General features: G+C 63.7%; 22 protein-coding genes and 1 tRNA gene. 11 read left to right on the top strand and 12 right to left on the bottom strand.

Annotation, left to right across the window (positions count from 1 at the left end):
• Positions 1–141: 141 nt before the first annotated feature.
• The 3 genes from rpmG to radC form a co-directional block, all read right to left on the bottom strand.
• Positions 142–309: a 50S ribosomal protein L33 gene (rpmG, locus tag ACYP33_RS27615; protein ID WP_006478046.1), complete on the bottom strand. Its 168-nt coding sequence runs from the start codon at positions 307–309 to the stop codon at positions 142–144.
• An 11-nt stretch (positions 310–320) separates the two neighbouring features.
• Complete coding sequence (rpmB, locus tag ACYP33_RS27610; RefSeq protein ID WP_007586227.1) at positions 321–554, bottom strand: 50S ribosomal protein L28; 234 nt, start codon at positions 552–554, stop codon at positions 321–323.
• Positions 555–835: 281 nt separating this feature from the next.
• Positions 836–1,627 (bottom strand): RadC family protein, encoded by a 792-nt coding sequence (gene radC / locus ACYP33_RS27605; protein WP_459624678.1) that lies wholly within the window; start codon positions 1,625–1,627, stop codon positions 836–838.
• 147 nt (positions 1,628–1,774) lie between these two features.
• On the opposite strand from radC, the gene ACYP33_RS27600 reads away from it, so the two are divergent.
• From ACYP33_RS27600 to ACYP33_RS27570, 7 genes are all read left to right on the top strand, one after another.
• A complete protein-coding gene (locus tag ACYP33_RS27600) occupies positions 1,775–2,230 on the top strand; it encodes an FKBP-type peptidyl-prolyl cis-trans isomerase (RefSeq protein WP_414445646.1) in 456 nt (151 codons plus the stop codon).
• 2 nt (positions 2,231–2,232) lie between these two features.
• The gene (gene ispH / locus ACYP33_RS27595; protein ID WP_414442871.1) at positions 2,233–3,213 is read left to right on the top strand and encodes a 4-hydroxy-3-methylbut-2-enyl diphosphate reductase; all 981 of its coding nucleotides are present in this window, start codon (positions 2,233–2,235) and stop codon (positions 3,211–3,213) included.
• Between the two features lie 193 nt (positions 3,214–3,406).
• A complete protein-coding gene (locus ACYP33_RS27590; RefSeq protein WP_459624630.1) occupies positions 3,407–4,408 on the top strand; it encodes a hypothetical protein in 1,002 nt (333 codons plus the stop codon).
• Between the two features lie 211 nt (positions 4,409–4,619).
• A complete protein-coding gene (locus ACYP33_RS27585) occupies positions 4,620–5,570 on the top strand; it encodes a branched-chain amino acid ABC transporter permease (RefSeq protein ID WP_414442869.1) in 951 nt (316 codons plus the stop codon).
• Between the two features lie 11 nt (positions 5,571–5,581).
• Entirely contained in the window at positions 5,582–6,754 is a 1,173-nt protein-coding gene (locus ACYP33_RS27580) for an ABC transporter permease subunit (protein WP_414451170.1), read from the top strand.
• Between the two features lie 24 nt (positions 6,755–6,778).
• Positions 6,779–7,552, top strand: coding sequence for an ABC transporter ATP-binding protein (locus tag ACYP33_RS27575; RefSeq protein WP_414442867.1), 774 nt, complete (start codon positions 6,779–6,781; stop codon positions 7,550–7,552).
• Positions 7,552–8,268: an ABC transporter ATP-binding protein gene (locus ACYP33_RS27570; protein WP_414442866.1), complete on the top strand. Its 717-nt coding sequence runs from the start codon at positions 7,552–7,554 to the stop codon at positions 8,266–8,268. Before ACYP33_RS27575 ends, ACYP33_RS27570 begins: the two co-directional genes overlap by 1 nt.
• 95 nt (positions 8,269–8,363) lie before the next feature.
• Here the strand turns inward: ACYP33_RS27570 and ACYP33_RS27565 are convergent, their stop codons facing one another.
• The 3 genes from ACYP33_RS27565 to ACYP33_RS27555 all read right to left on the bottom strand — a co-directional run bounded on the left by ACYP33_RS27565 (position 8,364) and on the right by ACYP33_RS27555 (position 11,359).
• Positions 8,364–8,816 carry a GNAT family acetyltransferase gene (locus ACYP33_RS27565; protein ID WP_459624629.1) on the bottom strand — a complete coding sequence of 151 codons (453 nt, stop codon included), beginning with the start codon at positions 8,814–8,816 and terminating at the stop codon, positions 8,364–8,366.
• Positions 8,817–8,838: 22 nt separating this feature from the next.
• Positions 8,839–10,023 (bottom strand): acetylornithine transaminase, encoded by a 1,185-nt coding sequence (locus ACYP33_RS27560; protein ID WP_459624628.1) that lies wholly within the window; start codon positions 10,021–10,023, stop codon positions 8,839–8,841.
• 304 nt (positions 10,024–10,327) lie between these two features.
• Positions 10,328–11,359, bottom strand: coding sequence for a CDP-6-deoxy-delta-3,4-glucoseen reductase (locus tag ACYP33_RS27555; protein WP_414451173.1), 1,032 nt, complete (start codon positions 11,357–11,359; stop codon positions 10,328–10,330).
• A gap of 26 nt (positions 11,360–11,385) precedes the next feature.
• Here ACYP33_RS27555 and ACYP33_RS27550 point away from each other — a divergent pair, with 26 nt between their 5' ends.
• Positions 11,386–12,471 carry an NAD-dependent epimerase/dehydratase family protein gene (locus tag ACYP33_RS27550; protein WP_459624677.1) on the top strand — a complete coding sequence of 362 codons (1,086 nt, stop codon included), beginning with the start codon at positions 11,386–11,388 and terminating at the stop codon, positions 12,469–12,471.
• Here ACYP33_RS27550 and ACYP33_RS27545 read toward each other — a convergent pair.
• Positions 12,464–12,652: a hypothetical protein gene (locus ACYP33_RS27545; protein ID WP_414451174.1), complete on the bottom strand. Its 189-nt coding sequence runs from the start codon at positions 12,650–12,652 to the stop codon at positions 12,464–12,466. The genes ACYP33_RS27550 and ACYP33_RS27545 overlap by 8 nt on opposite strands.
• Positions 12,653–12,796: 144 nt before the next feature.
• Positions 12,797–13,513 carry a 16S rRNA pseudouridine(516) synthase gene (locus ACYP33_RS27540; protein WP_459624627.1) on the bottom strand — a complete coding sequence of 239 codons (717 nt, stop codon included), beginning with the start codon at positions 13,511–13,513 and terminating at the stop codon, positions 12,797–12,799.
• A 66-nt stretch (positions 13,514–13,579) separates the two neighbouring features.
• On the opposite strand from ACYP33_RS27540, the gene ACYP33_RS27535 reads away from it, so the two are divergent.
• Positions 13,580–14,425 (top strand): LuxR C-terminal-related transcriptional regulator, encoded by an 846-nt coding sequence (locus tag ACYP33_RS27535; RefSeq protein ID WP_459624626.1) that lies wholly within the window; start codon positions 13,580–13,582, stop codon positions 14,423–14,425.
• 19 nt (positions 14,426–14,444) lie between these two features.
• Here ACYP33_RS27535 and ACYP33_RS27530 read toward each other — a convergent pair whose 3' ends face one another.
• Positions 14,445–15,443 (bottom strand): GlxA family transcriptional regulator, encoded by a 999-nt coding sequence (locus ACYP33_RS27530; RefSeq protein ID WP_414451177.1) that lies wholly within the window; start codon positions 15,441–15,443, stop codon positions 14,445–14,447.
• Between the two features lie 216 nt (positions 15,444–15,659).
• Here ACYP33_RS27530 and ACYP33_RS27525 point away from each other — a divergent pair, with 216 nt between their 5' ends.
• Complete coding sequence (locus ACYP33_RS27525) at positions 15,660–16,358, top strand: response regulator (RefSeq protein WP_414442860.1); 699 nt, start codon at positions 15,660–15,662, stop codon at positions 16,356–16,358.
• A gap of 223 nt (positions 16,359–16,581) precedes the next feature.
• Positions 16,582–17,571, top strand: coding sequence for a LysR family transcriptional regulator (locus ACYP33_RS27520; protein ID WP_414451178.1), 990 nt, complete (start codon positions 16,582–16,584; stop codon positions 17,569–17,571).
• 398 nt (positions 17,572–17,969) lie between these two features.
• Here ACYP33_RS27520 and ACYP33_RS27515 read toward each other — a convergent pair whose 3' ends face one another.
• The 3 genes from ACYP33_RS27515 to ACYP33_RS27505 all read right to left on the bottom strand — a co-directional run bounded on the left by ACYP33_RS27515 (position 17,970) and on the right by ACYP33_RS27505 (position 20,620).
• Positions 17,970–19,079, bottom strand: coding sequence for a hypothetical protein (locus ACYP33_RS27515; protein ID WP_459624625.1), 1,110 nt, complete (start codon positions 19,077–19,079; stop codon positions 17,970–17,972).
• Positions 19,080–19,438: 359 nt separating this feature from the next.
• Positions 19,439–19,523, bottom strand: a tRNA-Leu gene (locus ACYP33_RS27510).
• 155 nt (positions 19,524–19,678) lie between these two features.
• Positions 19,679–20,620, bottom strand: coding sequence for a CysB family HTH-type transcriptional regulator (locus ACYP33_RS27505; RefSeq protein WP_414442857.1), 942 nt, complete (start codon positions 20,618–20,620; stop codon positions 19,679–19,681).
• Between the last annotated feature and the right edge of the window lie 82 nt (positions 20,621–20,702).

Below are 20,702 nucleotides of genomic sequence, written 5' to 3'. Positions count from 1 at the left end.
GAAGGGCAGAGCATACCGCGAACGCTGTGGCAATGTGTCACGGCCAAGGCAAAAAGACGATCGTCGCGAGGAAAAGCGGCGTGCCAAATAAAAAACCCCGCGATTGCGGGGTTTTTTGTGTCGCTAGACAGGGATCGAAGATTACTTGATCTTCGTTTCCTTGTATTCGACGTGCTTGCGGACGACGGGATCGAACTTCTTGATCGCCATCTTTTCCGGCATGTTGCGTTTGTTCTTCGTGGTCGTGTAGAAGTGACCCGTGCCTGCGGTCGATTCCAGCTTGATCTTGTCGCGTGCGCCCTTTGCCATGCTCGTGCTCCTTAGGCTTCGCCGCGTGCGCGCAGGTCAGCGAGCACGGTGTCGATACCGTTCTTGTCGATCAGGCGCAGGCCGGCGTTCGAAACGCGCAGACGCACCCAGCGGTTTTCGCTCTCCACCCAGAACCGGCGGTTTTGCAGGTTCGGCAGGAAGCGACGCTTCGTCTTGTTGTTGGCGTGGGAAACGTTGTTGCCGCTCATCGGCGCTTTCCCAGTTACTTGGCATACGCGTGCCATGAGAGCACTCCTAATACGCTGAATTCGGGTTCGATTGCCGATGAAGTTTCTTTGCACAACGACTGCGAACTCGCTGCCGTCTCGGAAAGACCTGGCCATCCTGAATGGCTAGACCCCTCGTCCCTTCTTTGGCTTCAGAACTGGTTGGAAAAAAGTCAGACGGCGATTCTAACAGAAAAAATTCTGGAAAATCAACCCTATTTCAGGTGCGGATCTCGGGGCGCGGTGATGGCCCGCGCCGGACGTGCGGGGTCATATCGAATGACGGCCCGTGGCGGGGTTCAGAGCAGCCCGGCGTGCGAAAACGACAAGGTGTCGCTGGCGCCGACCACGATGTGATCGATCAGCCGCACGTCCACCAGTGCGAGCGCCTCGCGCAGCAGCCGGGTGAGGCGGCGATCCTCGGCGCTCGGCCTGACCGCGCCGGACGGGTGATTATGCGCCACGATCAGTGCCGCCGCACTCAGTTCGAGCGCGCGGCGCACGATTTCGCGCGGGTAGACGGCCATCCGCGTCAGCGTGCCGACGGTGCTTTCCTCGCAATCGATCAGCCGGTGCTGCGCATCGAGATAGAGGCAGAGGAACGCCTCGCGGGTGCGGGTGCCGATCGTGAGCCGCAGATAATCGTGCACCGCCTCTGGTGAATCGATCAACGTGCGTTCCTTGCTGCGTTCGATCAGCGCACGGCGCACCAGCTCGGAGGTGGCGATCAACACGGCGGCGCGCGCCGCGCCGATGCCGGGCCGAGCGAGAACCGCCGCGGGCGACGCGTCGAGCAGGGCGCGCAGCGAGCGGAAATGCTCGAGCAGCGCCTGCGCCGTGATGGCGGTGTGCTTGCCGGCGATGCCGTTGCCGATCAGCAACGCGAGCAGTTCGCTGTCGGTCAGCGCGGCCGGCCCGCGCTCGAGCAGGCGTTCTCGTGGCCTGTCGTCGCACCGCGGATGGCTTCGCGAGGCTTTCCCGGCAAGGCGCGCCGCCGCCAGGGGCGTTGTCGGGGAAGCGGCCGCGGTCGCGGCGGGCAGGGCGGCGCGGGCCGGCGAGGCGGGCGCCGGACCGGTGACGCCGGCGAGCATCGTGACGCGTTGCGGGGCTGACGGCATGGGATTTCTCCGTTTGACGCGCGGGGAGCGGTGTGAGCCGACATTCCGCTCCAAGCGCTCAGGTGACTTACAATGGATGTTTTGCGTTATGCCGCCCGGCGGCGGATTGAACGAGTACACATGAGCCTCATCGATATCTCAGAAGTGAAGCCCGGTTCCCACGTCACGCTTCACTACCGGCTTGCGCTCGGCGATGGTGCCGACATCGTCAACACCTTCGCCGATAAGCCGGCTACGTTGCTGATGGGTGCCGGCCAACTGGCCCCGGCGCTCGAAAGCATTTTGCTCGGCCTGAAGTCGGGGCACCATTCGACCTTCCAGCTAGCGGCTGGCGAGGCGTTCGGCCCCCGCAACCCGGACATGATCCAGCGCGTGTCGATGAAAACCCTGCGCGATAACGGCATGGTGGGCGACGATTTCACGCCCGGCGACCTGATCGAGTTCAACGCGCCCGACGGCGGCCGCTATGCCGGCGTGTTGAAGGAAGTGGGCGAAACCTCGGCGCTGTTCGACTTCAACCACCCGCTCGCGGGCCAGGCCATTACGTTCGAAGTGAAAATCATCGGGATTCTGTAACCATGAGCACAACCGATACGCTGTCCGGCCAGACCGTTGCCGCCGACGCCGAAATCCTGCTCGCTCAGCCGCGCGGCTTCTGCGCCGGCGTCGATCGCGCGATCGAGATCGTCGAGCGCGCCATCGCGATGCATGGCTCGCCAATCTACGTGCGCCACGAAATCGTCCACAACAAATATGTGGTCGAGGATCTGAAGAAGAAGGGCGCGATCTTCGTCGAGGAGCTCGAGGAAGTGCCGTCGGGCAACACGGTGATCTTCAGCGCGCATGGCGTGTCGAAGGCCGTGCGCGACGAGGCCGACGTGCGCGGCCTGCGCATTTACGACGCCACCTGCCCGCTCGTCACCAAGGTGCACGTCGAAGTGGCGAAGATGCGCCAGGACGGCGTCGACATCGTCATGATCGGCCACAAGGGCCATCCGGAAGTCGAAGGCACGATGGGGCAGGTCGAACGCGGCATGCACCTTGTCGAGAGCGTCGAGGATGTGCTCGCACTGGAGCTGCCCGATCCGGAGCGCGTCGCGCTCGTCACGCAAACCACCCTGTCGGTCGACGATGCCGCCGAAATCATCGCCGCGCTGAAGAACAAGTTCCCGGCGATCCGCGAGCCGAAGAAGCAGGACATCTGCTACGCGACCCAAAATCGTCAGGACGCCGTGAAATTCATGGTGCCGCAATGCGACGTGGTGATCGTGGTCGGCAGCCCGAACAGCTCGAATTCGAGCCGGCTGCGCGAAGTCGCGGAAAAACGCGGTGTGGACGCCTATATGGTGGATTCGCCTGATCAGATCGACCCGGCGTGGGTGGCAGGCAAGCGCCGCATCGGCGTGACGGCCGGCGCGTCGGCGCCCGAGGTGCTGGCCCAGGCCGTGATCGCGCGCCTGCGCGAACTGGGTGTGCGCAACGTGCGCGCGCTCGAAGGCATCGAGGAGAACGTCTCGTTCCCGCTGCCGCGCGGCCTCAATCTGCCGCCCGCCGCGTAAGCGGCCCGCTTCCGCCTCTCTCCGCCTCTCGGCCGGCCGGATATTTTCCGGTGCGGTCCCCGCTAAAAAAGCGCGCCCTCCGGCGCGCTTTTTGTTTTTCCGTGCCGATATTTCGTTTTGCAACCGTTTGCTTCGCATGTAGTGCAACCAGGTTGCGATATTTTTGCGGACGCTTCGCAAAAAAACGGTTGCAATGCAGGAAAACCCTGTCGAATCAGGAATATTGGTTATCTATAAATTGGAGTTACAATGCGCGCGTTTTCAGGCCGAAATGCATTGCAGACAAGGATTTTGCGATGCGCAGGAGACCGATTTAATGCAGCACAAGTTGGCCGTCGCCCTGTTCGTGGCATGCGGGGTTGCAATGCGTCGCGCAGCGGTTGAGCGGGGTGCGGCAGAGTGCACCGACGCAGGAAACGCGTGCCGGACCGATTCGGTTCGGCCGGTTCGACGGGGCGCGGCAAACGGGAAGCAGAACGATAACGAGGTCTGTTTGACGATCGAAGCAATGCATTCGCGTGACCGGTGCGCCGCGCGGGATCGCTCTGCGGTTCCGGCGTGGCAGGCGGAAGCGGCCACCCATCAAATTGGCATGCAAATTGCTCAATGGATGGAAAGGCTTGGGGCGGCTGGCGCGACACACGCGACGGTACGGCATGTCCCAGCCCATCGTCTCGGCTTTTTGGATGGTTTGGGTATTGTGCGAAATACGTTTTTCTTGAATCGCCCGGCGGTTGCGACCGTGGTTGCACCATCGGGGGAACGGGATGCCGATTCGATTGCACCGGGAGTGTGCGTCGGCATGCCCGATATCGGGGCAGCAGGGCACGGCGTTGCGCAGCACGTCGCCGTGCCGGCCGCGATCGCGTACCGCGCGACGCGGCAACCTCGCCGTCTCGGCGATGCGCTCGCATCGTCGAACGGTGGATCGGCCGCCGGGCATCACGCCGGCACCGCCGAGCTCAGGCCGACGCGGCAAACCGCACGGTCGTGCCGGGCCGCGAGCCGGCAGGACGAGCGCATCGAAGCGCGCGCCACTTACCTCATGTCCGTTCCACGTCGCCCGTTCGCACGCCGTCCGGCGGCGCACGCGCACCTCGGCGCGGACATGCGGAATGCGGCGGCCTTGGGTGCAAGGATGCCTAACGACTTCAGGGAGGCCAGGATTACCGTCCTCGATGTCGTGGAGATGTAGCGACGGGACTCGTGACGGCGCCGAACCCGTGCGACGCCGTTTTGTACCCATCCCGGTGGCGGACAAGGTTGTACAGGCCACGTACCGCGCGCCGGGATGTCATCACCCTTACCGGTATTTATTCGTACCCGCAGTGCTGTCGAGAGCGCCTATCCGTCGCCTACCCGCGTCGAGCAGCGTCTCCCCGATTGCACGGACCAAGGAGCTTTAAATGGATATTTTTGTCCAGCAGGTCATCAACGGACTGGTGCTCGGCAGTGTCTACGCCATCATCGCGTTGGGCTACACGATGGTGTACGGCATTCTCGGCATCATCAACTTCGCGCACGGCGACGTGCTGATGATCGGCGCGATGGTGGCGTTGTCCGCGATCACCGTGCTGCAGAACCACTTTCCGGGCCTCGGCAACGTCGCCACGCTGACCATCGCGCTGGTGATCGCCGCGGCCGTGTGCTCGATCGTGGGTTTCGCGATCGAGCGCATCGCCTACCGGCCGCTGCGCCGCGCGCCGCGTCTCGCTCCGCTGATCACCGCGATCGGCGTGTCGATCCTGTTGCAGACGGCAGGCATGATGATCTGGTCGCGTAACCCGCTGCCGTTCCCGCAGCTGCTGTCGACCAACCCGCTGAACGTGATCCAGGCCACCGACGCGACGCCGGGCGCCGTGATTTCGCCGACCGAAATCGTGATCATCGCGGTGGCGTTCCTCGTGATGGCGGGCCTGCTGCTGCTGGTGCACAAGACCAAGCTGGGCCGTGCGATGCGCGCGATCTCGGAAAACCCGAACAACGCCAGCCTGATGGGCGTGAACCCGAACTTCGTGATCTCGGCCACCTTCATGATCGGCTCCGCGCTCGCGGCGCTGGCCGGTGTGATGATCGCGTCCGAATACGGCAACGTGCACTTCTACATGGGCTTCATCCCCGGCATGAAGGCGTTCACCGCCGCCGTGCTGGGCGGGATCGGCAACCTCGGCGGTGCGATGGTGGGCGGCGTGCTGCTCGGCCTCATCGAACAGCTCGGCGCCGGCTACATCGGCAACCTGACGGGCGGTGTGTTCGGCTCGAATTACCAGGACGTGTTTGCGTTCGTGGTGCTGATCATCGTGCTCGTGTTCCGTCCGTCCGGCCTGCTGGGCGAACGCGTGGCCGACCGCGCATAAGGAGACCCTCCATGACTTCCATTCAACCGATCGAAACCTCGACCACGCTGGTCGAGGAGCGCAACCTGGCCAAGACCCTCACGGTCGGCATCGTGGTGGCGATTCTCGTTGCCGCCGCGCCGTTCGTGATCGGCGCCGCCGGCGGCAATTACTGGGTGCGCGTGCTCGACTTCGCGATGCTCTACGTGATGCTCGCGCTGGGCCTGAACGTGGTGGTCGGCTTCGCCGGCCTGCTGGACCTCGGCTACATCGCGTTCTACGCGGTGGGCGCCTATGTCGCCGCGCTGCTGACCTCGCCGCACCTGACCACGCAGTTCGCATGGATCGCGGCGATGTTCCCGAACGGCCTGCATACGCCGTACTGGGTGGTGGTGCCGGTGGCGATGGCGGTGGCTGCGCTCGCCGGCGTGCTGCTCGGCGCGCCGACGCTGCGCCTGCGCGGCGACTACCTCGCGATCGTGACGCTGGGCTTCGGGGAAATCGTCCGGATCTTCATGAACAACCTCGACCGCCCGGTCAACATCACGAACGGGCCGCAGGGGATCACGGGCGTGGCGCCGCTGCACTTCGGCGGCTTCAACCTGTCGCAATCGCACTCGCTGTTCGGCCTCACGATCACGTCGGTCTATCTGTACTACTACGTGTTCGTGATCTGCTCGCTGCTGGTGATCTGGATCTGTACGCGCCTGCAACACTCGCGTATCGGTCGTGCCTGGGCCGCGATTCGCGAAGACGAAATCGCCGCCAAGGCGATGGGCATCAACACCCGTAACGTGAAGCTGCTGGCGTTCGCGATGGGCGCCTCGTTCGGCGGCCTGTCGGGCTCGATGTTCGGCGCGTTCCAGGGCTTCGTGTCGCCGGAATCGTTCACGTTCTGGGAATCGATCGTGGTGTTGGCCTGCGTGGTGCTGGGCGGCATGGGCCACATCCCGGGCGTGATCCTCGGCGCGGTGCTGCTGGCCGTGTTCCCGGAAGTGCTGCGCTCGACGATGGGCCCGCTGCAGCATGCGCTGTTCGGTCATGAAATCGTCGATACCGAAGTGATCCGTCAGGCGCTGTACGGCCTCGCGATGGTGCTGATCATGCTGTACCGCTCGGAAGGCCTGTGGCCCGCGCCGAAGCACGAGGACAGGATCGCGAAGCTGACCAAGCGCAACGGCAAGAAGACGGCAGTGCGCGCGTAACGCACGGATACGGAGAACCAAGCAATGAGCGACAACATTCGACTGTCCGTGCAGGGCGTCAACAAGCGCTTCGGCGGCCTGCAGGCGCTGTCCGACGTCGGCCTGCAGATCCGCCAGGGCGAGATCTACGGCCTGATCGGCCCGAACGGTGCCGGCAAGACCACCTTCTTCAACGTGATCACGGGCCTGTACACGCCGGATTCGGGCGACTTCAAGCTGGACGGCACCAACTACACGCCGACCGCGGTGCACGAAGTGGCGAAGGCCGGCATTGCGCGCACGTTCCAGAACATCCGCCTGTTCGGCGGCATGACCGCGCTGGAAAACGTGATGGTGGGGCGCCACGTGCGCACCCGTCACGGCCTGATCGGCGCGGTGTTCCAGACGCCGTCGGAGCGCCGTGAAGAGCGCGAGATCAAGGAACGCGCGATCGAGCTGCTCGATTACGTGGGCGTGCTGAAGTATGCCGACTACACCTCGCGCAACCTCTCGTACGGCCACCAGCGCCGTCTCGAGATCGCCCGCGCGCTGGCGACCGATCCGAAGCTGCTCGCGCTCGACGAGCCGGCAGCCGGCATGAACGCGACCGAGAAGGTCGAGCTCACGAGCCTGCTCGACAAGATCCGTTCGGATGGCAAGACGATCCTGCTGATCGAACACGACGTGAAGCTGGTGATGGGATTGTGCAACCGGATGACGGTGCTCGATTACGGCAAGGTGATCGCCGAGGGTCTGCCGCAGGACGTGCAGAAGGATCCGAAGGTGATTGAGGCATATCTCGGCGCAGGGGTGCACTGATGGCAGCGGCAATGTTGAAGATTTCGGGCTTGCAGGTGAACTACGGCGGCATCCAGGCGGTGAAGGGTGTCGACATGGAAGTTCGCCAGGGCGAGCTGGTCACGCTGATCGGCGCGAACGGCGCGGGCAAGACCACCACTATGAAGGCGATCACGGGCCTGAAGCCGTTCTCGGGCGGCGACATCACGTACGAAGGCGCTTCGATCAAGGGCGTCCCGGCGCACGAGCTGCTCAAGCGCGGCCTGGCGATGGTGCCGGAAGGCCGAGGCATCTTCGCGCGCATGTCGATCCTCGAAAACATGCAGATGGGCGCGTACCTGCGCAAGGACAAGGAAGGCATCAAGTCGGACATCGAGCGCATGTTCGGCTTCTTCCCGCGCCTGCGGGAGCGCGCGACGCAGTTCGCGGGCACGTTGTCGGGCGGCGAGCAGCAGATGCTGGCGATGGCGCGCGCGATCATCAGCAAGCCCAAGCTGTTGCTGCTGGACGAGCCGTCGATGGGCCTGTCGCCGATCATGGTCGAGAAGATCTTCGAGGTGGTGCGCGAGATCTCGAAGGAAGGCCTGACGGTGCTGCTGGTCGAACAGAACGCACGCCTGGCGCTGCAGGCGGCCGACCGCGGCTACGTGATGGATTCGGGGCTGGTGACGATGGAAGGCAACGCGAAGGACATGCTCGACGATCCGAAGGTGCGCGCAGCGTATCTGGGCGAGTAAGCGGGCAGACCTTGCCTGCATGAAAAAGGCCGCCACGGGAAACCGTGGCGGCCTTTTGTTTTTGCCGCTTGCCCGGGCAGACGAGGGGCGGCCCGTCAGGCCGGCAGCGGAAGCCGCTTGCCGAACGACACGAGCGGCTCGACGCGATAGCCGAGCGCTTCGTAGAAGCGGCAGGCCTCGTCGTTCTCGGGCAGCACCTGCAGGTTGATCTTGGTGCAGCCGCGTGCCGCGAGCGCGGCTTCGGCGTGCGCCATCAGCACGCGGCCGATGCCGAGCCGGCGCGCCGCGCCCGCCACCGCGAACGAGTAGAGCCAGCCGCGGTGGCCGTCGTAGCCGACCATCACGGTGCCGACCAATTGCGCGTCGCGAAATGCCACGAAAAACAGCTCGGGCTGCGCCGCCAGCTTCATGTCGATCGATCGTCGCGGGTCGCGATGCGGCGCGCTCGTATCGGTGTAGCTCGGAAACGCTTCGCACCACAGCGCGATCACCGCTTCGGTGTCCGCACGGTCGAAGATCCGGATCGTCACGTCGTCGTCGGCATGCATCGCGAGCCTCGTCATGGTTCGATCAGAGCGTGTCGAGGATCGAGCGCAGCATCGCCATCATCTGGTCGATTTCCGCGTTCGTCACGTTCAGCGCCGGCATGAAGCGCAGCAGGTTCGGGCGGGCCGCGTTCAGCAGCAGGCCGTCCGGGCCCATGTCGCGCGCCTTCTCGACGATCTGCGGGCCGATGTCCTTGCCGAGCAGCAGCGCGCGCAGCAACCCTTCGCCGCGCTCGCCCTGGAAGCCGCGCTCCGCCGACAGTGTCAGCAAGCTCTGCTTCAGGTATTCAGAGCGTTCACGCACGCTTTCGAGGAAGCCCGGCGCCACCAGTTGCGAGATCACCGAGTAGCCGACCGCCGTCATCAGCGGGTTGCCGTTGTAGGTGCCGCCCTGGTCGCCGGCCTCGAACACGGCCACCTCGGCCGTCGACAGCAGCGCGGCCAGCGGCGCGCCGCTGCCGATGCCCTTGCCGAGCGTCATGATGTCCGGCGCGATGCCCGACAGTTCGTAGGCGAACAGCGTGCCGGCACGGCCACAGCCGCTTTGCACTTCATCGACGATCAGCAGCAGGTTGTGCTGTTGGGTCAGTGCGCGCAGTTGCTGCATGAATTCCGGGGTGGCCGGGATCACGCCGCCTTCGCCCTGGATCGGTTCGAGCATCACGGCGACGGTTTTGTCGGTGATCAGTTGCTCGACCGAGGCGATGTCGTTCAGTTCGGCCTTCGGGAAGCCCGGCACCTGCGGCGCGTAGATCGTGTCCCAGCCCGGCTTGCCGCTGGCCGACATGGTGGCGATGGTGCGGCCGTGGAAGCTGTGGTTGAACGTGATGATCTCGAACGCGCCGTTCTTGAATTTGCGGCCCCACTTGCGCGCGAGCTTGATCGCGCCTTCGTTGGCTTCCGCGCCGCTGTTGGTGAAGAACACCTTGTCGAACACGCTGTGCTGCGTGAGCAGGCCGGCGAGCTTGGCCATCGGCTCGTTGTAGTAGGCCGGCGACGGGTTCAGCAGGCGTTCGGCCTGGCTTTTCAGCGCTTCGACGACGCCCTCGTTGCAGTGGCCCAGGCTGTTGACCGCCCAGCCCTGGATGAAATCCAGATAGCGCTTGCCGTTGTGATCGTAGAGCCACGAGCCTTTGCCGTGCGTGAACACGAGGTCGGGGCGGGTCGTGATGTACATCAGCGAGTCGATCGGATAATCGTTCAAAGGCATGGCTGCGGGCTCCAGCGGGTAGCGACAGGGGAAAAAAGGACAATAAAAAAGCCACGGAATGCCGTGGCTTGGTAGTTCGAACAGCTTGGGCGTAACGGGTACTGGTTACGCGTGCGTCCGTGACGAGCCGGCGGCATCCGTGCAATGCGGCGAGCGGCGACGTCGGAGGGCGGACAGGAAGCGGTTCATGGCGCAAGCATAAGGCATGACGTGGCGATAAGTAAACCGCGCGGTTGCGACAAACGCATGTCGCGCGGGGATTTTCGGCCGGCGCGTCGCGTGGGCGAGACGCCGGCCGCGCCGCTCAGACGGCGTTCGCGAGGTCGGCTGCGCTCGTGAACGAATCGGCGTAGAACTCGTCGGCCGGCAGCCCGTGATGGGCCGTGAAATCGCGTTGGGCCGATTCGACCATCACCGGCGCGCCGCAGGCGTAGACCTGATGACCGGACAGATCGGGCAGATCCTCGACCACGGCGCGGTGGACGAAGCCGGTGCGGCCTGCCCAGGCGTCGCCGGCGTCGGGCTCGGACAGCACCGGCACGAAGCGGAAATTCGGGATCTCGCGCGCCCATTGCTCGGCCAGCTCGAACATGTAGATGTCCTTCTTGCGGCGCGCGCCCCAGTACAGGCGCATCGGGCGCGTGAAATTGCTGTGCCGGGCATGCTCGATGATCGCCTTGATCGGCGCGAAGCCAGTGCCGGAGGCCAGCAGCACGATCGGCTTCTCGGAATCCTCGCGCAGGAAGAACGTGCCGAGCGGGCCTTCGAAGCGAAGGATTTCGCGCTCCTTCATGGTGTTGAACACGTGATCGGTGAACTTGCCGCCGGGCATGTGACGGATATGCAGCTCGACCGGGCCTTCCTCGTGCGGCGCGCTGGCCATCGAGTAGCTGCGGCGCGAGCCGTCCTTCAGGATGAATTCGAGGTACTGGCCGGCCAGGTACTGCAAGCGCTCGTTGGCCGGCAGTTGCAGCTTCAGCACGGCGACGTCGTCGGCCTTGCGCTCGATCGCGTTGACGCGGCACGGCAGCTTCTTGACCTGCACGCCGTCCACGCCGGCGATTTCACGTACGTCGATTTCGAGATCGCACTGTGCGCTCGCGCAGCAGAGCAGGGCCAGCCCGCGCGTGCGCTCGTCGTTCGACAGCGCCGACGCCGCATGCGGGCGTTGCTCGACCTGCCCTTGCACGATCTGCCCCTTGCAGGAGCCGCACGCACCGTTCTTGCAACCATACGGGAGATGCACGTTCTGCCGCAGGGCGGCCGCCAGCACGGTTTCTTCGGCCTCGACCTGGAATTGCCGGCCGCTTTGCTTGAGGGTTACGTTAAATGCCATAAGTCCATGAACCAAAAGTGGGGACCGTGCGAATCGGGCACGGCGGCTACAATGATTGCGCTACGAATTCCGGTAACACCATGATTGCGACACGAATCCTGCGCCGCTCGCGCGTACTGATCGTCGGCTGCGGCGATGTCGGCATGCGCTGCGTCGAACAGTTGCGCGCGCGGGCCTGCCCGCCGCGAATCATCGCGCTGACTAGCCAGCCGGCCCGCCGGGCGGAGCTGGCGGCAGCCGGCGCGGTGCCGATGATCGGCGATCTGGACCGCCGGGGTACGCTCGCGCGGCTCGGCGGCATCGCGCATCGGGTGCTGCACCTGGCGCCGCCGCAAGCGTCGGGCAACGACGATCGGCGCACGCGCGCCTTGATCGCGGCGCTCGGCGCCCGGCACGGTGCGCGGCGCGGGCCGGCCAGGCCGGCTGGCGCCGCGGCCGTGGGCCGCTTGCGAGCGGCCGGCGCGCCGTTTCAGGCAGCGCGTATTGTACCCGAGGGGCTTCGGCCGGCTCCCGCGCTTGTCTATGCCAGCACGAGCGGCGTGTACGGCGATTGCGGCGGCGCGCGGGTGGACGAAACGCGCCCGGTGCGCCCGGCCAACGCGCGTGCCGTGCGGCGCGTGTCGGCCGAACGGCAACTGCGGCGGGCGACCGCACGCGGTGCGCTCGCTGCCCGGATCGTGCGAATTCCGGGCATCTACGCGGCCAACCGCCTGCCGATCGCGCGGCTGGAGCGCCGCACGCCGGCGCTGGTCGATGCCGACGACGTGTATACCAACCACATTCACGCCGACGATCTGGCCCGCATCCTGTTGGCCGCTGCCGTGCGCGGCCTGCCGTCGCGCGTGGTGCTCGCGTCGGACGACACCGAGATGAAGATGGGGGAGTATTTCGAGCGCGTCGCGCGGGCGAGCGGCCGCGCCGGCCCGCCGCGTATCACGCGCGCCGAAGCCGAGACGCGGCTCGAACCCGTGCAGTTGTCATTCATGCGGGAATCGCGGCGCCTCGTCAACCGGCGGCTCAAGCGCGAACTGCGCGTGGCGCTGCGTTACCCCACGGTGGACGATTTCCTGCGCACGATTTCGCCGGACAGCGAACTCGGCTCGCTCAGATGATCGCGGGCAGCGCCTCGATCAACATGAAACAGAGCAGGGCGCCGATCAAGGCGCCGATCAGGTTCGGATCGTAGCGATGCCGCAGTCGCATGACGACCAGCAACGCGCCGATGGCGATAACGCCCATCACGGCGAATATCAGCACCATGGATGACAGTTCGATCGGATTGTTGACGTTCATGATCTTCCCCAGGGCCTCGCGGTTTGCTCGTTTTTTATCGTTGTGATTCGAGTATAGCGACGCAACGGCGCACGTCCATGCTGCAATGCGACGACACCGTCTGATGCGCGCAACGCCATGGCCCCGCGAGGTGGGCAGCCGGTTTCAGCCGGCGGAGGGCACCGCGCGCAGCGAGTCCAGATCGGTGCTGTCGAGCCAACGCCATGCGCCCGGCGCGAGGTCGGCCGGCAACCCGTAGCCGCCGATCCGTTCCCGATGCAGCGCCTCGACGCGATTGCCCGAGGCCGCCACCATCCGCTTGACCTGGTGATACTTGCCTTCCAGCACGGTCAGTTCGAGCGTGCGCTCGCCGCGCGCATTCGCCGCGACCGCCGCGATCGGCTTCGGTTCGCCATGCAGCAGCACGCCGCCGCGCAGCGCCGCGAGTTGCGTGTCGTCGAGCGCGTGCCTGACTTCGGCCACGTAGGTTTTCGGCACCTTGCGCTTGGGCGACGTGTAGGCGTGGACGAACTGGCCGTCGTCGGACAGCAGCAGCAGGCCGGTGGTGTCCTGATCGAGCCGGCCGACGCATTGCACGCCGCGCGCCGCGAACGGCGGCGGCAACAGCGAGAAGACGCTCAGGTGATGCTGCGGATCGTGCGAGCACTCATAGCCGGCCGGTTTGTTCAGCGCGAGATAGGCGCGTTCGCGATAGGGCCAGCGCGTGCCGTCCACCTCGAAGTCGAGGCCTGCGGTATCGAACGCCGCATCGGCGTCGTCGCATGCGGCACCGCCGATCGATACGCGGCCTGTATCCACGAGTGCGCGGCACTGGCGGCGCGAGCCGAAGCCCTGGGAAAAGAGGATGGTTTCGAGTTTCATGGCGCGCGCATTGTAACAAGCGGCACATCGGCCCACTGCGCGGCGCTGGCAGTTTTCGTGTGAAGCTTGTCCGAATATTTCACGCCGCCTGCCTATGATTCAACTATTAATTTTATGGGCGTGTGCAGCCTTGCCGCTTCGGGGCGGTCATCGCGGCAAAGCGCAAAGCCGACAATAATCATGCACGCACGATCAATATACGAAAAACACAATGGATCGGGAATGGAGCAGCGCGACCGGTGCGAGCCGGTCGTCAGGGAGGGACGGTTCATCGAGGTCGTCATCGCCGATTGCTTTCCCATCATGCGATACAGCCTGATGCGATTGCTCGAGAGCGAGCCCGGCATCGCCGTGGTCGCATCCGTCGGCGCGGTGCGAGATATCTACGCCGCTGTTGAACGCTACCCCCGTTGCACGCTGATCTGCGACTACAACTTCGGCGACGATGCGCAACCGGATGGCCTGCAACTCGTCGAGCGCATCGTGCGCTCTTATCTCGGGGTCAGGACAATCTTCATGTCGACGCACGCTCAGATGCCGATCGTCAGCCGCATCTTCAAACTCGGTGCGCATGCGTTCGTGCGCAAATGCGGCGAGGATCTGGTCGATGTCGCTGCGTTGATCCACAAGGTGCAGGATGGCGCGCGCCATTTCGAGTTCGACGCAACCAGCGTGTCGTTGCCGAGCGGGCCGTTCGGTGCGAGCACGGCGTGCGGTGGCGTGGCGGATTTGTCGGTACGCGAAATCGAAGTGATGCGGATGTGGGCGAAGGGGCTGACCGTCACGGAAATCGCGGTGCTGCGCAAGCGCAGCAAGAACACGATCAGCGCGCAGAAGGCCAATGCGATGAAGAAGCTCGGCGTGCGCAACGCCGTGGAGTTGCTGACCGTAGCGCGCAAGCTGTTGCCGTGAGCGGGCGCGCCGATTCGCTTCAACGAAAGCGTGCCCGGTAATCGAGCGGGCTGACGCCCACGTAGCGCTGGAAATTGCGCCGCAAGGTTTCGGTGCTGCCGAAGCCGCAGCGCTCGGAAATCAGCAGCAGCGAATCGTTCGAATCTTCCAGGCAACGTTTGACCGCTTCGACGCGCGCGCGAATCACGAATTCGGCGGGTGTCGAGCCGGTCGCGCGCGTGAACACGCGGGCAAAATTGCGCGGGCTCATCGCTGCGCGTTCGGCCAGGGTTTCGATGGTCAGGTTCTGATCGAGATTCGCCAGCAGCCACTGCTGCACCTGGCTGATCGGATCGGTTTCCACCATTTGCGCATTGAGCAACGCGCTGAACTGCGACTGCCCGCCGGGGCGCTTCAGGAACATCACGAACAGGCGCGCCACCGCCAGCGAAATCTTGCGGCCAAAGTCTTCCTCGACGAGCGCGAGCGCGAGATCCAGCCCGGCCGTCACGCCGGCCGAGGTATAGACCGGACCGTCCTTGATGAAGACCGGATCGCGATCCACCTGCACTTGCGGATAGAGCGATGCGAGCCTGTCGCATTCGCGCCAGTGCGTGACGGCGCGGCGGCCGTTCAACAGGCCCGCTTCGGCGAGAAAGAAGGTGCCGGTGCATGTCGAGACGATGCGCCGGACTTTACCGTCCGCATCGGTGAACCAGTGACGCAGCGCCCGTGCGGTGTCTTCGATGATCGACATGTTGCCCGATCCACCGACGATCAACGTGTCGTAGCGCGCCAGATCCGTGTCCGAAAAACCGCGTTCCGCATAGAGCTTGAGGCCCGACGAACTCGTGACCGGGCCCGCTTTCGGTGCGATCAATTCGACTTCGTAGCCGGCATCGGCGCGGCCCTGGCCGGCGAGGCACGCGGTGGCGACGGTAAAGACCTCGAGCGGCCCGATCACGTCCATGAATAGCTCGCCATCGAATACCACGAACCCAATTCGGCGCTTCTGATCGAGGGTTTTATTCAGTGGCATGCAGTCTTATTTCCGGTCTATTGCTGCGGGCCAGTATGGCAGATTTTGTGGGGAAGCTGTCCTAAGAATCAATCGAGCAAAAGCTAGGATATGTCCTAGGCAATATGTTGGACAACCACGCGGCATGACGGATCGGCTTCGGCGTGCGATCGCAAGAAGATCGATCGATTCGAGACCTAGCATGCTTGCCGCACATTAAAGGGTAACGAAATGCAAATGCAATCCTTCATCAAGGGCGTGACCGAGCCAGGCCGCGTCTGCACGGTGCCCATCCGTGTGATCATTGCCGATCGCCAACCGGTGCTGCGTTACGGGCTTTCCCGTTTGCTCGAAGACGAGAACGACATCGACATCGTGGCCACCGCCAGTTCGGTCGACGAACTGTATGCGCAACTGAATCGCACGTCGTGCGATCTGCTCGTGTGCGACTACAACTTCTCGAACGATTCTCAACCCGATGGCTTGCAAATGGTTGAGCGTATTCTGCGTACCTATCCTGAGATTCGTACTATTTTCACGTCGACGCTTGATCAATTCGCGATGGTGGCACGCGTTGTCGAACTGGGCGCGGATGGCTTTATCCGAAAAGGCAGCGAGGATTTGATCGAGCTGGCCAAAATCATCCGCAAGGTATTCGGCGGCAGCAAGTATTTCGATTCGGAAACCTCGTCGATCGTGCTTCAACGCTTCGGTTCGGGCGGCACCGGTTACGGCAACGGTAGCCTGGTCGATTTGTCCTTGCGCGAACTCGAAGTCATGCGCATGTGGTCGAGTGGCATGACCGTCACGGAAATCGCAGCGGTGCGTCGGCGCAGTTGTAAAACCATCAGCGCGCAGAAGAAAGCAGCCATGAAAAAGCTCGGCGCGCGTAATTCGGTCGAGTTGCTGACTGCCGCAAAGCGTTTGTTCTCCTGATCGTTCCAACACGGCAAACAGCCTCATTCAGCGGTTTCTTCGTGGTGTCCCTGGCTACATTCTTTTGACATCGAGTCCCTGATATTAATAAGTTGTCCTGTTGTTTATGTACTGGTCGCGAGATGGTTCATATCTGGGTGCCGGTTGCCTGCATGGGTATCACCTGGAAAATCGAACGTCAGATACGCCGTCGATGAGCGTCATTCGGTATCGGAAGTGGAACATGCAAAACAAGCTACAGAACATGCGCATTTTCGCCTGTGTCGCAAATGCAAAAAGTTTTACCGCCGCAGCTCATCGGTTGAACACGACGATTCCTCAGGTATCGCGTGCCGTGGCGGCACTCGAGGCCTATCTGCAAACGCGGCTGCTCAATCGCACCACGCGCCGCATTGTTTCGACCGAAGCCGGCGAGCGTTATTTGCAGCGTTGCCAGGCGATCCTCGTGCTTATCGACGAAGCCGAAGCCGAAGCGCGCGAAGCCAGCATCAATCCGAGCGGCTGGTTGCGCGTGCATTGTATGGTCAGTCTCGGGCAACATTATCTCGTGCCTGCCGTCGCAAAATACCGGCAGCGCTATCCGGAAGTCCAGATCGAATTGACCCTGTCGCAACGTACACCAGGGCTGGTCGACGAGGGCCTCGATGTATCGGTCTTGGTGGGCGGTGATTTGCCGAATTCAAGCCTCGTTGGCGTCCGGCTCGGTGAAACCTTCGGTGTGTTGTGCGCATCGCCAGCGTACCTTGCGAAGCACGGCACGCCGCGTTGTCTGGCCGATCTCGTTACGCACAGCTATGTAACGTCCGATGCGGCATCGGCGGGCTCGGGTGAATGGGAATTGGTCGGACCCGACGGCAAGGCCAATGTATCGGTAACAGCCGCGCCGTTTCGAGTGAATACCTATGAAGCGATGGCGGTTGCGATTCGCGAGGGAATGGGCATCGGTATCCTGCCCGTCTATTCCGTCATTGATGCGATGCGTGCTGGCGACATCGTGCGTGTGATGCCTGAGTATCGTTCGTCCAAGCGCACCATTTCCGCGCTGTATTCGTCGCGGCACTATATCGATGCCAAGATCCGCACGTGGCTCGATTTTTTGCGAGACGAAATCGGGGCCGCACAACGTATCGAGCAGGAGGCTTTTCGGCCCTTCGACCCGTTGAACGATCCGAATGCGAATGGCACACCGTCCCCCGCTGATAAGCCTGTCTGAGCCTGTCCCCTTCCTCTGTTTTTCTTATTGCCGGCCCCGACATCCCCTCTTCGGTTCAGGGTGCGCGTCGTTTGGCTCTCCTTACTCACGGTAGGCTTGCGATCAATGATGATCGCCGCTGCGCGATCCGTGACGTTCAGTCGATCTGTGGCCGAGTGGTCAGGAGTCACGCCCGCTTGCGACGGGTGGCGAGCATCGCCTATTCGCGGCCAAGTAGCAGGCCGCGTCGCCAATCCCCCCTTTTGAAGGCGACGAATGGCGATCGGATCTGGCGCTTGAGAGAGACGTGCGACGCGTTTTCGGTGCGACTCGGACGTCGGTTCGGCGACCGAGAGGTCATCGCGTGAGCGACGCCTGTCGATTTCGCTCGGATGGCCGGCTGCGATAGCCAGGAATCTTCAGGCGGGCAGAGCCGCCAATACTTGCCGCAGCACGGCAGGGTCGACGTCGCCTTCGATGCGGATGGTTGCCTTGCCGATCACGATTTCGATATGCCCAGCGGCCGTTTTCGCAGCGGCCGGCATGGCAACGGGCACGCTTGTGCCGGGCGTTGCGACGAGAATTGCCGGGGTTTCGCTGCGCAGCGGCACCAGCGGCTCCCGGGCACGAGACGTTTGGGCGAGGTGGGCGTGCGATACCGGATGCGCATAGGCACGCGTTGCGGCCGGATCGAGGTTGGGCGTGCCCAGCTTTCCATCGCTTACGGCGTTGACCGGCGCCGGCGTGGGTAGCGCTGCGGCGCGGTGAGGCGCAAATCTTTGCATCGCGCCGATCTCGCGCCAGCGTTGCGCACGCAATGCGTCACGATCATGGGCCACACGCGCATCGACTTTAGGGGCCGCAGCGCGAGGCGCTTGTGTGGTCTTGTGCGCTTGCTTGGTCGCTGGCGCCTTGCCTGCAAGCGGGATCTCATAATTCTGCTTGTGCTTGTGCTTGTGCTTGGCGGTGGCCGCATGTCGAGGCGTGGCGTGATGCGGCATGGCGTGCGACGGGGTGTGGGCCGGTGCTTTCTTCACCGGAGCCGCGGGCGATGGCGTTTCGGGCTGAACCGATGCGGTAGGCGAGGCCTTGCGGCTCTCTTCGGGCGTTGTGAGGCTCGCTCCGGGCGTTGTGACGGAGGCAAGCGCTGCAAGCGGCTTCGCGCTGCTTACGGCGGGCTGCATCGGCACGGCGTTTTCCCGCGGCTTTTCGTTGCTGCGCGAGGTGCCGAATACGAGGCCGCCCAGTACGCCGAGTGCACCGATCGTCCAGTAGGTTGCGAGGCGTATTTCGCGCGGCGAGATGCCGCCGGCCGCGCGAATGGATGCGACGTGCGCTGCGGGAGCGGATTGCGGCCGGTTGGCGGTGCCGAAAAACGACGCGAACGCAGCACGACAGGTCGCGCGTACGAACGACGGATGACGATCGGTGGCATGACCAGCAAGCGCCCACGATTCACCGAACGGTACCGTACGCAGCGCGTGCCAACCGGGAAGGGCGAGGTCGCCCGCGATGGGGATGAGTTTCATGACCATGATCGGGAAGGGTAGGAGGGGTGTGGGAGGGGCGGCGCGTGGGCCAATCGTTCGGCGCGCGACAAAAGTTGACCGAGTAGGCAAAGTGTAAAGTTCGACGGCGCGCGCGAGGGCACGACTCGGGAAAATCTGGTTTTTCCCGGCAAGGAATGGGGAAATCGGATGGGCTGTTTTCGGAATTTTTCCGATGGCGCTGGTGAGCTAGATGGGCTAGCTATGTGGGCCAGTCGGTGCATCGGGGTGATGCGAAACCCGACACACAACCCGCCGCGGCTACCAATGAAAAACCCGTGGCGATCAGCGGATCGACACGGGTTTTGAGAGGCTCCGGAAACGTATCCGAAGCGAATATCTGGTGCCCAGGGCCGGAATCGAACCGGCACGCCTTGCGGCGGGGGATTTTGAGTCCCCTGCGTCTACCAGTTTCACCACCTGGGCAGAGAATTCGGACCTTGCGCGTGCGATTGCGCGCAGGCCAAACGGAGATTATGGCGGAAATCGTTGCGACGGGCAAGCAGCGCGCCGCGATCGGGTGACAATCCCTTCTATATAGTCCGCGCGAGATCAACAGGCCGTCAGCGCCGCCCCGTACCTCACAGCTCGTACGACTCCGCCTCGCCCTTGAGCGCTTGCTCGATCAGCTTGCGATTCAGCGTCGGTGAGAGCAGTTCGACCAGCGTATACACATAACCGCGCAGATACGCGCCCTGCTTGAGCGCGACCCGCGTGACGTTGCTGCCGAACAGATGTCCGACCGGAATCGCGCGCAGGTTGCGGTCGCGCTCGGGATTGAACGCGATGTCGGCCAGGATGCCGACGCCCAGCCCCAGTTCCACGTAGGTCTTGATCACGTCCGCGTCGATCGCCTCGAGCACGATGTCGGGCGACAAGCCGCGCAGCGCGAACGCGTGGTTGATCTTCTTGCGGCCGGCGAACGCGTCGTCGTAGGTGATCAGCGGGTATTGCGCGAGATCGTCGAGCGAGGGCGGCCGGCGCTCCAGCAGCGGATGGTCGGCCGGCACCACGGCCGCGTGGTGCCACTGGAAGCACGGCAGCGACACCAACTCCTTGTAGTCGGCGATCGCCTCGGTCGCGATCGCGAGATCGGCCTGGTCGTGGATCACCATTTCGGCCACCTGCGTGGGGCTGCCCTGCAGGATCGAAAGATGCACCTTCGGGAAGCGCTTCTTGAATTCGGCGATCGCGCCCGGCAGCGAATAGCGCGCCTGGGTATGGGTGGCGGCGATGGTCAGGTTGCCCTGATCCTGCGCCGCATAATCCTTTCCGACCCTTTTCAGGCTTTCGACTTCCTGCAGAATCCGTTCGACCGAGGCGAGAATGATGCGTCCGGGTTCGGTCAACGAGCGCACGCGCTTGCCGTGCCGCGTGAAGATCTCCACGCCCAGCTCGTCCTCGAGCTCGATGATGGCCTTCGAGACGCCCGGTTGCGACGTAAACAGGGCCTTGGCCGCCTCGGTGAGGTTGTAATTCTGGCGGACGGCCTCGCGCACGAAACGAAATTGGTGCAGGTTCATATATAACCCTTCCGCATATGGACAGAATTTTTTAGTCGTTTGAAATATAAGGCGAGTTTATTACGATTCACCTTGGTTTTTC

Source organism: Burkholderia sp. 3C (assembly GCF_054589155.1).
The sequence above is the reverse complement of the archived record's forward strand: the minus strand, read 5'-3'. Positions and strand labels throughout refer to the sequence as shown.

Excerpts from the sequence above, each read along its gene's own strand:
- ACYP33_RS27565 (WP_459624629.1), bottom strand. The coding sequence starts at position 8,816 with ATGCATGCCGACGACGACGTGACGATCCGGATCTTCGACCGTGCGGAC.
- ACYP33_RS27600 (WP_414445646.1), top strand. The coding sequence starts at position 1,775 with ATGAGCCTCATCGATATCTCAGAAGTGAAGCCCGGTTCCCACGTCACG.
- ispH (WP_414442871.1), top strand. The coding sequence starts at position 2,233 with ATGAGCACAACCGATACGCTGTCCGGCCAGACCGTTGCCGCCGACGCC.
- ACYP33_RS27545 (WP_414451174.1), bottom strand. The coding sequence starts at position 12,652 with ATGAACGTCAACAATCCGATCGAACTGTCATCCATGGTGCTGATATTC.
- ACYP33_RS27560 (WP_459624628.1), bottom strand. The coding sequence starts at position 10,023 with ATGCCTTTGAACGATTATCCGATCGACTCGCTGATGTACATCACGACC.
- rpmG (WP_006478046.1), bottom strand. The coding sequence starts at position 309 with ATGGCAAAGGGCGCACGCGACAAGATCAAGCTGGAATCGACCGCAGGC.
- ACYP33_RS27540 (WP_459624627.1), bottom strand. The coding sequence starts at position 13,513 with ATGAAACTCGAAACCATCCTCTTTTCCCAGGGCTTCGGCTCGCGCCGC.
- ACYP33_RS27570 (WP_414442866.1), top strand. The coding sequence starts at position 7,552 with ATGGCAGCGGCAATGTTGAAGATTTCGGGCTTGCAGGTGAACTACGGC.
- ACYP33_RS27575 (WP_414442867.1), top strand. The coding sequence starts at position 6,779 with ATGAGCGACAACATTCGACTGTCCGTGCAGGGCGTCAACAAGCGCTTC.
- ACYP33_RS27525 (WP_414442860.1), top strand. The coding sequence starts at position 15,660 with ATGCAATCCTTCATCAAGGGCGTGACCGAGCCAGGCCGCGTCTGCACG.
- ACYP33_RS27585 (WP_414442869.1), top strand. The coding sequence starts at position 4,620 with ATGGATATTTTTGTCCAGCAGGTCATCAACGGACTGGTGCTCGGCAGT.
- radC (WP_459624678.1), bottom strand. The coding sequence starts at position 1,627 with ATGCTCGCCGGCGTCACCGGTCCGGCGCCCGCCTCGCCGGCCCGCGCC.
- ACYP33_RS27515 (WP_459624625.1), bottom strand. The coding sequence starts at position 19,079 with ATGAAACTCATCCCCATCGCGGGCGACCTCGCCCTTCCCGGTTGGCAC.
- ACYP33_RS27580 (WP_414451170.1), top strand. The coding sequence starts at position 5,582 with ATGACTTCCATTCAACCGATCGAAACCTCGACCACGCTGGTCGAGGAG.
- ACYP33_RS27530 (WP_414451177.1), bottom strand. The coding sequence starts at position 15,443 with ATGCCACTGAATAAAACCCTCGATCAGAAGCGCCGAATTGGGTTCGTG.
- ACYP33_RS27590 (WP_459624630.1), top strand. The coding sequence starts at position 3,407 with ATGCAGGAAAACCCTGTCGAATCAGGAATATTGGTTATCTATAAATTG.
- rpmB (WP_007586227.1), bottom strand. The coding sequence starts at position 554 with ATGGCACGCGTATGCCAAGTAACTGGGAAAGCGCCGATGAGCGGCAAC.
- ACYP33_RS27505 (WP_414442857.1), bottom strand. The coding sequence starts at position 20,620 with ATGAACCTGCACCAATTTCGTTTCGTGCGCGAGGCCGTCCGCCAGAAT.
- ACYP33_RS27520 (WP_414451178.1), top strand. The coding sequence starts at position 16,582 with ATGCAAAACAAGCTACAGAACATGCGCATTTTCGCCTGTGTCGCAAAT.
- ACYP33_RS27555 (WP_414451173.1), bottom strand. The coding sequence starts at position 11,359 with ATGGCATTTAACGTAACCCTCAAGCAAAGCGGCCGGCAATTCCAGGTC.